10 protein-coding genes are annotated in these 14,389 nt (G+C 71.2%); 2 read left to right on the forward strand and 8 right to left on the reverse strand.

The features are described from left to right. Positions 1-21 precede the first annotated feature (21 nt). Positions 22-387 carry a hypothetical protein gene (locus tag BV907_RS15930; RefSeq protein WP_139346828.1) on the reverse strand — a complete coding sequence of 122 codons (366 nt, stop codon included), beginning with the start codon at positions 385-387 and terminating at the stop codon, positions 22-24. Positions 388-842: 455 nt separating this feature from the next. Between BV907_RS15930 and BV907_RS15935 the strand changes: the two genes are divergently transcribed. Next, the gene (locus tag BV907_RS15935) at positions 843-1,037 is read left to right on the forward strand and encodes a hypothetical protein (RefSeq protein WP_139346829.1); all 195 of its coding nucleotides are present in this window, start codon (positions 843-845) and stop codon (positions 1,035-1,037) included. A gap of 50 nt (positions 1,038-1,087) precedes the next feature. Here BV907_RS15935 and BV907_RS15940 read toward each other — a convergent pair whose 3' ends face one another. The 7 genes from BV907_RS15940 to BV907_RS18970 all read right to left on the reverse strand — a co-directional run bounded on the left by BV907_RS15940 (position 1,088) and on the right by BV907_RS18970 (position 12,101). Further along, positions 1,088-3,199, reverse strand: a complete 2,112-nt coding sequence (locus BV907_RS15940; protein ID WP_217697957.1) for a phosphocholine-specific phospholipase C — start codon at positions 3,197-3,199, stop codon at positions 1,088-1,090. Between the two features lie 421 nt (positions 3,200-3,620). Further along, positions 3,621-5,576: an ABC transporter ATP-binding protein gene (locus tag BV907_RS15945; protein WP_175637498.1), complete on the reverse strand. Its 1,956-nt coding sequence runs from the start codon at positions 5,574-5,576 to the stop codon at positions 3,621-3,623. A 101-nt stretch (positions 5,577-5,677) separates the two neighbouring features. Then, positions 5,678-7,420, reverse strand: coding sequence for an ABC transporter ATP-binding protein (locus BV907_RS15950; protein WP_077490723.1), 1,743 nt, complete (start codon positions 7,418-7,420; stop codon positions 5,678-5,680). Positions 7,421-7,692: 272 nt separating this feature from the next. Beyond that, a complete protein-coding gene (locus BV907_RS15955; RefSeq protein WP_077490767.1) occupies positions 7,693-9,429 on the reverse strand; it encodes a thiamine pyrophosphate-binding protein in 1,737 nt (578 codons plus the stop codon). Between the two features lie 47 nt (positions 9,430-9,476). Beyond that, complete coding sequence (gene speB / locus BV907_RS15960; RefSeq protein ID WP_077490724.1) at positions 9,477-10,529, reverse strand: agmatinase; 1,053 nt, start codon at positions 10,527-10,529, stop codon at positions 9,477-9,479. 100 nt (positions 10,530-10,629) lie between these two features. Further along, positions 10,630-11,346 carry a hypothetical protein gene (locus BV907_RS15965; RefSeq protein ID WP_077490725.1) on the reverse strand — a complete coding sequence of 239 codons (717 nt, stop codon included), beginning with the start codon at positions 11,344-11,346 and terminating at the stop codon, positions 10,630-10,632. A gap of 11 nt (positions 11,347-11,357) precedes the next feature. Continuing rightward, complete coding sequence (locus tag BV907_RS18970) at positions 11,358-12,101, reverse strand: hypothetical protein (protein ID WP_077490726.1); 744 nt, start codon at positions 12,099-12,101, stop codon at positions 11,358-11,360. Positions 12,102-12,411: 310 nt separating this feature from the next. On the opposite strand from BV907_RS18970, the gene BV907_RS15975 reads away from it, so the two are divergent. After that, positions 12,412-14,385, forward strand: coding sequence for an APC family permease (locus tag BV907_RS15975; RefSeq protein WP_077490727.1), 1,974 nt, complete (start codon positions 12,412-12,414; stop codon positions 14,383-14,385). The last annotated feature ends 4 nt before the right edge of the window (positions 14,386-14,389 follow it).

Raw genomic sequence — 14,389 nt, forward strand, 5'->3', positions numbered from 1 at the left:
GTGCTGAGGGGGTTCGAGGAGCTACCGCGTCATCGAGAAGATGTCGTTGACATCAAGCGGCTCTCCCCTTGGCTCCTCCGGCCCGGAGGGAGACGGGGCCGGCGCCGACTGGGGCACTGCGGCCCGGGGCCTCGGTGCAGAGACCGGGACGGGAAGCTGTGGGCGGGCCTCGGGAGCAGCCCCCGCCGCCTCCTGGACCGAGCCCCCTTCTTCCGACGGCCCTGCCGGGCGGTCCCGCCCGGGGAGCTGGCTCACGGGACGATTCACGACGTCGACATAGCCGAGGCGCTCGATGCTCTCCCGGATCAGCATCCGCACCGACAGCGACGGATTGTCCTGCAGCTCCATCCACGCCACCACAGCCTCGTCGGCTGCGGGAACACTCACCCGGAAACGGTGCGGCTGCGGCTTCGCCGGTATGTCTGCCTTCGAACGTCCTGCCATGGGCGGCGCCCCTCCCTCTTCACTCCGCGAGCAGCTCGCTCTCGATCCCGAGAGCCATAGTGCGGAACATCCCCACATCGACCCGAAACTGGGCCATGTCCGGCCACATCTGACCACAGTCGTGTCGCTGATGACCAGTTGTGACCATCAGTGGACACATACGTCATTGGCAGCTCGGGCCCAGCCCACTCATGACCTACTTTTGGCCATTTTCTGGTCGGAATCAGCCCAACTTTGAGCCACGGAGAAACGGGGATCGATGGCACGCCGGCACGCGGAAGAGGACGCTGCCCTCAAGCGTCCATTTCCCGATGATCGGGAAGAGGTGATCCGCGCCATATCCCACGGTGCGACTCCCGATGCAGCCACTCCGCCGGCTCGAAGGAAAGTCCCCATGTGTGGGTGTGCACGGATGGGATGTCACGGACGAGGACTCGGTCGCCGGGCTCATGGAGGCCGCGGCGGCCGAGTTCGGCACGCCCGCCGCCAAGGCCGGCGTCGCCAACCTCACCCGCTCGGCCGCGGTGACCTACGCCGCCTCGTTCGTCGTCGGGGCCGTCCTCGCGGCCGACGGCGGGTACTCGGCGGTCTAGCGTGGCCGCCGCCGAGCCGACGATCCCCCATCGAAACGGAGGGCCTCAAGTCAGAGGCGGAACGGGCTCGAGATGCTCGGCTGGTCATTCTCCAGGTGACCCGTGGCCCAGAACCTGAAGGCGGGGACCTCGGGAGCGGTCACGACGACGTCGTACCAGCCGTTCTGCACGCCGGCGTCGACGATGAGCGTGTGGGTCGTCCCGGGCGAGACGCTGAGCGTCCGGTCCTGGGCGTCGCCGGCCGACTGGACCCGCAGGAGGATGGCCTTGGCCCTGGGGTTGAAGATCGCGACGGTGACGAGGCGCCGCCCGTGGTCCAGCCCCGTCGTGACCTGGGCGAGCGGAAGCCCGGACTCGAGCGGTCCGCTCGCATCCCGGCGGAAGCGGTTCGGGCCGGTCACGGTGGTGCTGTACTCCTTGCCCGCCGCGAGCTCGAACCGCTGGGAGCTCCTCGGCGCGACGTCGGCGTGCTCGGGCCTCTCCTGCCCGCCCGCGAAGTCGTACACGGCGAGGTGGGCGGGGCGCTCTCCGGCGTTGGAGAGGTCGACGCGCACCGTGCCGCCCTCGATCCGGAGGTGCGCCTCGGGCCGGTACGGCAGCGCGCGGGCAAGACGCGTTCCCGGCTCCTGGACGGGCAGCGCCTGCTCCTTCGGCGGCGTGGGCATCCAGCGGCCCGTGAACGCCGGGACGGGGCCCGGCTGCGTGGTGCGGGGCATCGCCGCGGCGGCCGTCCCGGCGAAGTCCATGGTCCCGGTGAGGTCGCCGACGGCGGCGCGGCGCCAGGCGCTGATCTGGTCCGTGCGCACGCCCGTCCACTCCTCGAGGAAGCGGATCACCGACGTGTGGTCGAAGACCTCCGAGGACACGTAGCCGCCCACGCTCCACGGGGACACGACGTACATGGGCACGCGCGGGCCGAGGCCCACGGGCAGTCCCTCGAAGTACTCGTCGGCCGTGCCCGCCGGCGGGACCGGCTGCGGGACGTGGTCGAAGTAGCCGTCGTACTCGTCGAACATGAGCAGGAAGACGGTCTCCCGCCAGACCTCGGGGTGGTCCCCGAGCGCCTCGAGGATCTGGTAGGTGAGGTTGGCGCTCTGGATCGGCGAGGACACACTCGGGTGCTCGGAGTCGGCGGCGGAGGCGACGATGTGCGTCACGGCGGGGAGGGTCCCGCTCGCGACGGCGTCGCGGAACTGCCGGCCGACGCTCCCCTCGGGCCCACGGCGAAGTGCCCGCTCGAAGTCGAGCCGATGCCCCTCGGGCAGGGTGGCGACCGCAGCGTCGAGCTGCGCGAGCAGGCTCGCCCGCCGCGCGCCGTCGCCCGCGATCACCGCGTTGTAGAACTCTGTGAGATCTCCGAAGGCGCCGCCCTCGACGCCGGCCAGGACCGTGCGCGCGATGTCCTTGTAGTGCCTGAAGAACTCGAGGTTGTTGTCGGTGTAGTTGTCCCACTCCTGCATGACCTGCCACGACACCCCGGCCTCCGTGAGGAGCTCGGTGTAGGTCTTCCAGTCGTAGCCGGCGTGCGAGGCCGCGTACGCGTCGTTCATGACGGCGCGCTGCGTACTGCCCGGCTCGAACCCGCTCAGGCCGCTCACCAGGTAGTTGCGGTTGGGGCTCGTGCCGGCGTTCATCGAGCAGAAGTACGCGTCGCAGATCGTGAACTTGTCCGCGAGCTCGAACTGGAAGGGGATGTCGGAGCGGTCGTAGGCGGCCATCGTGCTCCGGCCCTTGGCCTTGACCCAGTTGTCGCACCAGCCGGCGTTCCAGGCTTCTTGGCCGTCGGGCCAGGTGTGCGGAAGGGAGGCGATGTACTCGATGCTCTTGTCCCCCGCGTCGCGGGCCTCCCGGACGAGGAAGGGCAGGACGCCGTCCTGCTCGAAGAGGGTCCCGCCCTTGCGCCGCGGCAGGACAGTCCGGTCGCCGAAGCCCGCGACGCCGCGGAGCGTGCCGAAGTAGTGGTCGAACGAGCGGTTCTCCTGCATGAACACCACGACATGCTTGACCCCTGCGAGCCCGCCGGGGGCCGGTTCGAGCGCCATGGCCTTCTGGAAGGAGGGCGGCAGGAGCGACTGGCCCGCCGTGAGGGCGGCCGTCGCCGCGCCGAGCCCGAGGAGGTGCCGGCGCGAGATCTCTGTCATGTGTCCGGGTGACTGTGCCATGCCCGCGAGGGTAGGGAGCCGGAGCGAGCGCACGACGACGGCCGGGTTGCCGTGAGGTGAACCGGCGGGGGTCGCCTCCCGCTGGGTCGAATCCTTCCAGACCCAGGGATGCTTCTACATGGGGTCGGGCCAGTTGCCTATGTTGGCGACCGCTCCACCGTCTGGCTCCCCGGAGCCCGTTGACGCGGGCGGACTGGACGTGCTGGTCCCCTGTACCGAGGTCGGGATGACTGCGAGCAGGAACGCCAGAGCCGCACCGGCGATCATTTCCCGCCACCGCGGATGGCCTTTGCGACGAGATGTGGCATGCATGGGAAGCCCCTCTCTTGAGCTCCCAGCCGCCTTCCCCCATAGTCCACCTCGAAGGGTGCAGTTTCAATGCCCACGATGTTCGGCCAGGGCCTTCTGGCTCCGGTCCGGGCTACGGCGCCGCGGGGGTGTTGCTCGCCACCGGCGCGGCCGCGCCTCCTGCCGTGGCCGCCGCCTCCTCCGCCTCGATGTCGTGGCCGCCCGCGAACTGGCTCATGTACAGCCGGTGGTACGCCTCGCCTCGGGCGAGCAGCTCCTCGTGGCTGCCCTGCTCGACGATGCGCCCGGCCTCCATGACGAGGATCGTGTCCGCGTCCCGGATGGTCGAGAGCCGGTGGGCGATGACGAACGACGTCCTGTCCGTCCGCAGCGCCCGCATGGCCTTCTGCACGAGCAGTTCGGTGCGCGTGTCCACGGACGAGGTCGCCTCGTCCAGGATCAGCAGCGACGGGTTGGACACGAACGCCCGCGCGATCGTGATGAGCTGCTTCTCGCCGGCGGAGATGTTCGAGCCCTCCTCGTCGATGACCGTCTGGTAGCCGTCCGGGAGCGCCCGCACGAACCGGTCCACGTAGGTGGCCTTGGCCGCGGCCATGACCTCGTCCTCGGTCGCGTCGAGGTTGCCGTAGCGGATGTTCTCGTAGATCGTGCCGCCGAAGAGCCACGCGTCCTGGAGCACCATTCCGACCTTGGAGCGCAGCTCGGACCGCGAGAGGTCGCGGATGTCCACGCCGTCGAGCAGGATCCGGCCCGAGGAGATCTCGTAGAAGCGCATCACGAGGTTCACGAGCGTCGTCTTGCCCGCGCCGGTCGGCCCCACGATCGCGACCGTGTGCCCGGGCTCGGCCGTGAGCGAGAGGTCCTCGATGAGCGGCTGATCGGGCGAGTAGGAGAAGGTCACGTGCTCGAAGTCGACGTGCCCGTCCGTGGCCTCGGGCAGGTGCCGGGTCGGGGCCTCGGGCTCTTCCTCCTCGGCGTCGAGCAGCTCGAAGGTCCGCTCGGCGGAGGCCACGCCGGACTGGAGCATGTTGGCCATGCCGGCGATCTGCCCGAGCGGCTGGGTGAACTCGCGCGAGTACTGGATGAACGCCGTGGCGTCGCCGAGCGTCATCTGCCCGGCAGCGACGCGCAGGCCGCCCACGACGGCGATGCCCACGTAGGCGAGGTAGCTCACCCAGTTCATGATGGGGAAGATCATGCCGGAGACGAACTGCGCGCCGAACGAGGCCCGGTACAGCTCCTCGTTCTTGTCGTCGAACCGGGCGACCATGTCGGCCTGGCGCCCGAACACGGTCGCGAGGTCGTGGCCGGAGAAGGACTCCTCGATCTGGCCGTTGAGCGCGCCCGTGTTCTTCCACTGCGCCTGGAACAGCTTCTGGCTGCGCGCGCCGATCACGCCCGCGACGACGCCCGAGAGCGGCAGCGCGATGAGGGCGATGAGGGCCAGCTGCCACGAGACGATGAACATCATCACGACGATGCCGAGCACCTGCAGGACCGAGGAGAGCAGCTGCGAGAACGCCTGCTGGAGGCCCTGCTGGATGTTGTCGACGTCGTTGGTCACCCGGGAGAGCACGTCGCCGCGCTGCCGGGTGTCGAAGTAGCCCAGCGGGAGCCGGTTGAGCTTGGCCTCGACGTCCTGCCGCAGCCGGTAGATCACCCGCATGACGAGCCGGTTGAGGAGGTAGCCCTGGGCCCACATGAACACCCCGGCCACCGAGTACATGAGCAGCACGACGGCGATGAGGAACGTCAGGCGGGGGAAGTCGATCCCCTGCCCGGGCACGAGGTCCATGCCCGAAAGCATGTCGGCGAAGTTGCCCTGCCCCTGGGCCCGGAGGCCCTCAACGACCTGCTCCTTCGAGACGCCGGCAGGCATCTGCTTGCCGATCGCGCCCGAGAAGATGACGTCCATGGCCTGGCCCAGGACCTTCGGCGCGATGACCGTCAGCACGACCGAGACGAGGATGAAGCCAACGATGACCGCCATCTGGGCGCGCTCGGGCCGCAGAAGGCCCATGAGCCGCTTCGCGCTCGGCCCGAAGTTCTTGGCCTTCTTCGCGGGCATGGCCCCGAACGCGCCGCCATCCGCCTCGGAGGGGCGATACTCCTCCTCGAGGAGCTCGTCCTCGTGCTGCGGGTGAGGCCTCTTCTCAACCTTCCCAGGGCTCACGCGATCTCCCCCACTTCCTCGGCGGAGATCTGCGATTGCACGATCTCCTGGTACGTCGGGCTCGTCTCGAGCAGCTCCTCGTGCGTGCCGCGGTCCACGATCCGCCCGCCGTCGAGCACGAGGATCTGGTCGGCGTCGACGATCGTCGAGACGCGCTGGGCCACGATGATCACGGTCGCCTCTCGCGTGTGCGCGTGCAGGGCCCGGCGCAGCCTGGCGTCGGTCGCGACGTCGAGGGCAGAGAAGGAGTCGTCGAAGAGGTAGACGGCGGGCTTGGCGACGAGGGCCCGGGCGATGCACAGCCGCTGCCGCTGGCCGCCCGAGACGTTCGTGCCGCCCTGGGCGATCCGCGCGCCGAGCCCCGCGGGCTTCTCGCGGACGAAGTCGGCACCCTGGGCGACCTCGAGCGCCTGCCACAGCTCGCCGTCGGACGCGTCCTGCCGGCCGAAGCGCAGGTTGTGCTCGACCGTGCCGGAGAACAGGTACGGGCGCTGCGGCACCATGGCCACACGCGAGGTGATCTCGGAGCGCGGCATCCGGTCCACGGGCACGCCGTCGAGCAGCACCTGACCGCCGCCGGCGTCGTAGAGCCGGGGGATGAGCGAGAGCAGGGTGGACTTGCCCGAGCCGGTGGACCCGACGATCGCGAGCGTCTCCCCCGGCCGCGCCATGAAGCTCAGTCCCGACAGGACCGGCGCCTCGGCGCCCGGGTAGCGGAAGGACACGTCGCGGAACTCGACGACGCCCTCCCGCCGCGCGGGCACGAGCGGCTCGGCGGGCGCCTTCATGGCTGGCACGACGCCGAGGACCTCGCCGATGCGGTCGGCGCACACGGCGGCGCGCGGGATCATCATGGCCATGAAGGTGCCCATCATGACGGCCATGAGGATCTGCAGGAGGTACTGCAGGAACGCCGTGAGCGCCCCGACCTGCATCTGCCCGGCGTCCACGCGCTGCCCGCCGAAGTACAGCACGGCGGCGGTGGCGAGGTGCAGGAGCATCATGATGATCGGGAACATGAGCACGAAGATGGCGCCGACCTTGAGCGAGACCTCCGTCAGGGCCCGGTTGGCCTCGGCGAAGCGGCCCTCCTCGTAGGGCTCGCGCACGAAGGCCCGGACCACGCGGATGCCCATGATCTGCTCGCGCAGCACGCCGTTGATCCCGTCGATCCGGGTCTGCATCCCGCGGAAGAGCGGCAGCAGCAGGTACACGAGGTACCCGACGATCCCGAACAGGACCGGCACGGAGACCCATACGAGCCACGAGAGGCCGAGGTCCTCGCGCAGGGCCATGATGATGCCGCCGATGCACATGATCGGCGTCGAGACCATGAAGTTCAGCGCCATGAGCAGGAGCATCTGGACCTGCTGGACGTCGTTCGTGCCGCGCGTGATGAGCGTCGGCGCGCCGAAGGACTGCACCTCCTGCGCCGAGAACGAGGTGACCTTGCGGAACACGGCCTGGCGCAGGTCGCGGCCGAACGCCATCGCCGTCTTCGAGCCGAAGTACACGGCGGCGATCGCGGTCGCGACCTGGGCCATGGCCACGCCGAGCATGAGGCCGCCCTGGCGCCAGATGTAGTCCGTGTCGCCGCGGGCCACGCCCTGGTCGATGATCTGGGCGTTGATGCTGGGCAGGTAGAGCGTGGCGATCGTCGTGGCGAGCTGGAACGCCACGACGGCCAGGATCCACGCCCAGTAGCGGGCGCTGTAGCGCCGAATGAGGGTGAGGAGCATCGAAGTCCTTCGCGTCGGGCCGGCACCGCCAGTGGGGTGCGGGCGAGTCCAGCGTAGTCCCGGGATCGCCGGGAACCATCAGCCTTGAGGACGATTCGGGCTGCCTGCGGACAGGAGCTGTCCGCTGGCTGCCCCGGCGCGCGCACGACGGCGGGTTCCCGGCCCGCGCGGGCCAGCCCGCTCCGGAAACCCCGCAACGCCGCATCGCAACACGCCGCTATCCCGGCGGGATAGCGGCGTGTTGCGATGCGGCGTTGCGGAGGCGGGTGGGGCTAGTGCTCGAGCTCCACGTGGGTCGGGGCGAACATCTTCAGGAGCGTCTCGACGACGACGACGTTCGGCCCGTCCGCGGCGAAGCCCTCCTCGAGCGCCTCCCGCACGTCCTCGGGCGCGACCTTCCGCGCCGGGACGCCGAAGGCCTCGGCGAGCGCGACGAAGTCGGGCCGCGCGAGCTCGGTCGCGGTGGCCTGGCCGAACGCCCCGACCATGTACTCGCGCAGGATCCCGTACCCGCCGTCGTCCACGATGAGCCACGTGACCGGCACGTTGTGCTGCTTCGCGGTCGCGAGCTCGCTGATCGAGTACATCGCGGAGCCGTCGCCCGAGACGGCGAGCACGCGGGCGGGCTGGCCCACGGTCGCGAGGCCCACGGCGCCGCCGATCGCGGCCGGGAAGCCGTAGCCGAGCCCGCCCGCGCCCTGGGCCGAGTGGAACTGGCCCCGCCGGGCGTCCCAGCAGCTCCAGCCCCAGTAGGCGGAGATCGTCATGTCCCAGAACGTCTGCATGTCGTCCGGCACGGCGGCGCGGAGGTCGGCCATGAAGCGCAGCTCCTTGGCCAGGTCCTGGGACTCGAGCCGGGACCGGACCTTCGCGAGCGCGTCGGCGACGATCTCCTCGGGCGTCGCGCCGTGCCAGTCCGGGCCGGGGCGTGCCGCGGCGGCCGGGTCGCCGAGCGCCTCGGCGAGGGCGGCCTCGAGCGCCGCGTCCAGCGCCTCCAGCGCCTGCCCGGCGTCGGCGCGGATGCCGAGCCCGGGCCGGTTGGACTCGAGGACCCGCGGCTCGGCGTCGATCTGGATGATCCGGCCGCGGGGCTCGAAGGTGAAGTAGTTCGAGGTGACCTCGCCGAGCGAGGACCCGATGACCAGGAGCACGTCGGCGTCCTCGAGGACCCCCGTCATGTGCCGGTCCTCGATCCACGACTGGAGCGAGAGCGGGTGCTCCCACGGAAAGGCGCCGTTGCCGCCCGGCGTGCAGATGACGGGGGCGCGCAGCCGCTCGGCGATCGAGAGGAGGGACTTCTCGGCGTGGCCGCGCCGGGTGCCGCCGCCGGCGATGATCGCGGGGCGCCGGGCCTCGGCGAGCCAGCGCACGGCCTCGCGGACGAGCTCGACGCGCGGCGGGTTGTCCGCCGCGACCGCGAGCGCGTCCTCGACCGGCGGCACGACGATCGGGTCCAGCAGCACGTTCTGCGGGATCTCGATCCACACGGGCCCCTGAGGCGAGGAGATCGCCTCGGTCCACGCGTCCTGGATCGCGCTCGGGATGCCCGAGGCGTGCTGGATGAGCCGCTGGCTCTTGGTGACGTTCGCGGCCGAGGCCTTCTGGTCGTCGAGCTGGTGCAGCATGCCCTTGCGCCGCGCGCCGAGCCCCTCGAGCGGGATCTGGCTCGCGATCACGACCATCGGCACGCCCGTCGCGTACGCCTCCTGGAGGCCCGCGAGGGAGGTCAGCGCGCCGGGCCCGGTCGAGAGGAACAGGACGCCGACCTCGCCGGTGGCGCGCGAGTACCCGTCCGCGGCGAACGCGGAGTTGTTCTCGACCCTGCTCGAGACGAAGTGCAGGTTCCCGCGGCCCATGGCGTCGAAGAGCCCGAGCGCGTGCTGGCCGGGGATGCCGAAGACGGTCTTCGCGCCGAGCGCCTCGAGCGTCTCGACGACGAGGTCGCCGCCGTTGCGCTGGGCGCCGGTGCCGGGGCGAACGACGGCGCCGCCCGCCTCGTGCGCGCGGATCGCCTCGGCCTCCCCGGTCCGGGGCGCCTCCGGCGACTCCACCGGGCTCACTGGGCCACCGCCGTCGTGCGCCGTGCCGCGGCAGAGCCAGCGGCGGAGACGGTGCCAGGCTCGGCGCCGGCCGTGGGAGAAGCCTTCGGCAGCTCGCTCATGAGCGACACGAGGTCGTAGGCCACGTGGCTCGCGGCGACGCCCGTGATCTCGGCGTGGTCGTAGGCCGGGGAGACCTCGACGATGTCGGCGCCGACGAGATTGAGCCCGCGCAGACCGCGCAGGATCTCGAGGAGCTCGCGGCTCGTGATGCCGCCGGCCTCGGGGGTGCCGGTGCCGGGGGCATGCGCCGGGTCGAGGACGTCGATGTCGATCGAGACGTACAGCGGGCGGCTGCCGATGCGGTCGCGCAGCTTCTCGACGATCTCGCGCACGCCCTGGTAGTAGACGTCAGAGGAGGTCACGATGCCGAAGCCGAAGCGGCGGTCGTCCTCGAGGTCCTTCTTGCCGTAGAGCGGGCCTCGCGTGCCGACATGGGAGATGGCCTCGGTGTCGAGGATGCCCTCCTCGACCGCACGGCGGAACGGCGTGCCGTGCGTGTACTCGGCGCCGAAGTACGTGTCCCACGTGTCGAGGTGGGCGTCGAAGTGCAGGAGCGCGACGGGCTCGCCGGCCCGCTCGGACGCGGCGCGCAGGAGCGGCAGGGCGATCGTGTGGTCGCCGCCGAGCGTGACCAGCCGCGCGCCGCCGGCCGTGAGGTCGAGGGCGTTCTGCTGGATGGTCTCGATGGCCTCGTTGATGTTGAACGGGTTCACGGCCATGTCCCCCGCGTCGGCGACCTGGGCGGTGGCGAACGGCGAGAGGTCCAGGGCCGGGTTGTACGGGCGCAGGAGGCGGCTCGCCTCGCGGACGTGGTTCGCGCCGAAGCGCGCGCCCGGGCGGTAGGAGACCCCGGAGTCGAAGGGGACGCCGACCACCGCGACGTCCGCCCGGGGCACCTGGTCGAGGCGCGGGAGGCGGGCGAACGTGGCGGCGCCGGCGAAGCGCGGGATGCGGGACGAATCGATGGGGCCGAGGTTGCCGTTGGCCTCGATGCGCAGCTCTTCCAAGATGACCATCCTGAGTGTGGCGGTGAGTGTGTGCTTGTGAGCCACACTACAGCAAAGTTTCCCAATACGCACCCACTGTTTACTTAGGCATGTGTCCCGGCTAGTACACCGTCAGGCTCAGCAGGACCTCCTTGAGCTGCTGGCCCAGCGGCGAGGCGAGCCACTTCCGCGCCGCCTCCGGGCTCTCGAACTCCAGGAGCGCGGGCGAGACGTCGGCAGCGACGGCGTAGCCGCTGGAGATCTGGACCACTCCCTTGTCGAATCCCCCGTGCCGCTGCCCGGGTCCGTCGATCGGCCGTCCGGGCGAGATGGTCATGAAGTACTCGAGGCCGGAGGCCGCAGAGCCGGCGGCCGGGGTCTCCGCATAGAACGCGTAGTGCCCCAGCTCGACGGCGGCCGACCCGAGGCCGGGGACCGGCTCGGCGTCGAGGACGGAGCGCGTGACCTCAAAGCCCACGTCCTGCGGCGTCCAGTTCAGGAAGACGCCCAGGACCTCCGTGCCGTCCGCGGTGCGCAGCGTCGCGATCTCGCGCATCGCGGGGCCCATGGGGTGCAGCTCGCTCGTGACGGTCCAGCCCGCCGGATAGCGGAAGGCGAGCTGGTGGGCCGTGAAGTTGTGCAGCTTGAGCGCGGGCGACGGCGTGGGGCTGGGCGTCGCCCCGGCGTCGCCGCCGGAAGGCGCAGAGGCCGGGGCGGAGGCGCCCGCGGGCGCGGAGGACGCGGGTGCGGTCGCCTCCGGCCAGGGCGCGCCGCAGCCGGCGAGAGCGAGGACCGCCGCGGCGAGCGCCGCGGCCGTCCAGGACAGGGTGCGTGCCATGGCCGCGGTCCTCACGAGGCCCGGAGGCTGAGCAGGAGCGCGCGCAGCTGGCGCCCCTCGTCCGAGTCGTACCACGCCTTCGCGGCTTCCTCCGAGGCGAAGGGCCGCGGCACGTCCCACACGGCCTCGGCGCCGAGGACACCCTCGTGCGTCTGGACGACCCGCTCCGTGGCCGGGTCCGGCGTCGCGGCCGGCGTCCCGGCGGTGAGTCGCAGGTGGTAGAGCGCCGAGTCCCCGTCTCCCTCGCGGAACCACGAGACGTGGGCCTGCGGGGCCGGCAGGGAGGCGAGGCCGGGGACGGGGACTGACTCGTAGACCGTCCGGCTGCCACCGCCCGCCACCATGTCCGCGAGGCCGCCGATATAGACCGTGGCCATGGTGCGCCCGGCAGGGTCCTTGACGGTCGCCGTCACGGTCGTGACCGGCGCGTCCACGGAATGGAAGCCCTCGACCGTCCAGTCCTGCGGGTGGTCGAACGAGAAGCGCCCGCCCGGGAACGTGAACGTGGAGAGGGCCGCGGACGGGGCCGTCGAGGCGGGCGCCTCCCCCGTCGCGGTGGCGGCGGGACGGCTGGCGTCGGTCGCGGACGACGGCGCCGGGCTGGCGGGGGCGGCCGAGGTGGCCGACGGCTGCGCGCTGGGCGCCTGGGTGGCGGCGCCCTGCGACGCGACCTCCCCGCAGCCCGTGAGGGCGAGGGCAAGTGCGGCTGCCGCGAGGGTGAGGATGGGCCGATGGGTGGGCCGGTGGGGGTGCATGGCTCTCCAGAGGGGTGTGGAAGCGTCGGGGATGCGGTGGTGCTGCGAGGTCTAACGAGACCACCGTCTCACCTCGGTCCGGGCGGGAAGAAGAGTCAGGATAATAAATCCACCGAAATGAAATAAAGCCGTTACGAGGAGCCGGTCTCGGGACCCGGCCGTGAAGCAACGGTGACCGAACCGCCCCGGCGAGCGCCCGGCGTCGTGCGCAAAGACACCGCAAAGGCGCGTTAAGGTTCCGTCAAAGCCCACATTCCCCTCCACGCGCCCTGCCTACGCTCCTGACTGCACCCAAGAGAGCGCAGGAGCCATGAGCACACTCACACGGCCGCCGGCCGACCCCTCCACCCGCCGCAGGCAGCCGCACCCCGTCCGGACCTGGCTGCTCGAGGGCATGCCCGAGGCCTCCGGCAAGCGCCAGGGCCCGCACGGCGTCCCGCGCGAGCATCACACTCCGGCGCCGTGGTGGCGCGTCATGTGCCTCACCGGCGTGGACTACTTCTCGACCCTCGGCTACCAGCCCGCCATCGCGGCCCTCGCCGCCGGGCTGCTCGCGCCGCTCGCCACCGTGATCCTCGTCGTCGTGACCCTCGCCGGGGCCCTGCCCGTGTACCGGCGCGTGGCGCGCGAGAGCCCGCGCGGCGAGGGCTCGATCGCGATGCTCGAGAAGCTCATGGGCCGGTGGAACGGCAAGCTCGTCGTCCTCGCCCTGCTCGGATTCGCCGCGACGGACTTCATGATCACCATGACCCTCTCCGCGGCGGACGCGAGCGCGCACCTGCTCGAGAACCCGTTCGCGCCCGCGTTCCTGCACGGGCAGCAGGTGCCGATCACCCTGGGGCTCATCGCCGCGCTCGGGATCGTGTTCCTGCGCGGCTTCCGCGAGGCGATCAACGTCGCTGTCGTGCTCGTCGGGGTCTACCTGGGCCTCAATGCGATCGTGGTCGCGGCCGGGATCGTGCACGTCGTCGCCGAGGGGCACCTCGTGACGGACTGGTGGGCCGCCCTGACCACGCAGCACAGCGACCCGTGGCTCATGGTCGGGATCGCGCTGCTCGTGTTCCCGAAGCTCGCGCTCGGCCTCTCCGGCTTCGAGACCGGCGTGGCCGTCATGCCCCAGGTCAAGGGCGGGCCCGGCGACACCGAGGAGCGCCCCGTGGGCCGGATCCGCGGCACGCACAAGCTCCTGACCTCCGCGGCCCTGATCATGTCCGCCTTCCTCATCGCCTCGAGCTTCGTCACGACCCTGCTCATCCCCGCCGCCGAGTTCGCCCCCGGAGGCGCCGCCAACGGCCGCGCCCTCGCGTACCTCGCGCACGGGTTCTTCGGCGACGGGTTCGGCACGGTGTACGACGTCGCGACGATCGCGATCCTGTGGTTCGCCGGGGCCTCTGCGATGGCCGGGCTGCTCAACCTCGTGCCGCGCTACCTGCCCCGCTACGGGATGGCGCCGGAGTGGGCGCGGGCCGTCCGGCCGCTCGTGCTCGTGTTCACGGGCGTCGGGTTCCTCATCACGTGGATCTTCGAGGCCGACGTCGACGCCCAAGGCGGCGCGTACGCGACCGGCGTGCTCGTGCTCATGACCTCGGCGGCCGTCGCCGTGACGCTCTCGGCGCGCACGGCCCGCGAGCGCACGCGGACGTGGGCGTTCGGGGCCGTCACCGCCGTGTTCGTGTACACGACCGTGGCGAACATCGTCGAGCGCCCCGACGGCATCCGGATCGCCGCCATGTTCATCCTCGGCATCCTCCTCGTGAGCTTCGCCTCGCGGGTGCGGCGCTCGTTCGAGCTGCGCGCGACGCACGTGCGGCTCGACGACCAGGCGCTCGAATTCCTGGCAGGCATCGAGAGCGGGCCGATCCGGCTCATCGCCCATGAGCCCCAGCGGCTCGACGCCGCGCGGTACCGGACCAAGCTCGACCACGCGCGCGCGGCCAACCACGTGCCGGTGGACGCGCGCATCCTGTTCATCGAAGTCGTGGTGGACGACAGCTCGGAGTTCGAGCGCGAGCTCGACGTCCGGGGGATCAAGCGGCACGGGTTCAAGGTGCTCGAGGTCCACTCGAACAACGTGCCCAACACGCTGGCCGCGGTCCTCCTGCACCTGCGCAACGTCACGGGCCTCATGCCGCACATCTACTTCCGCTGGACCGAGGGCAACCCCGTGGTGAACCTGACGAAGTTCCTGTTCTTCGGCGAGGGCGAGATCGCGCCCGTGACCCGGGAGGTGCTGCGCGAGGCCGAGCCCGACGTCACGGAGCGCCCCTGGGTCCACGTCGGCTGACGGC

Origin of the sequence: Sinomonas mesophila (assembly GCF_001999765.1) — a bacterium.
In the GTDB taxonomy this organism is placed as follows: domain Bacteria; phylum Actinomycetota; class Actinomycetes; order Actinomycetales; family Micrococcaceae; genus Sinomonas; species Sinomonas mesophila.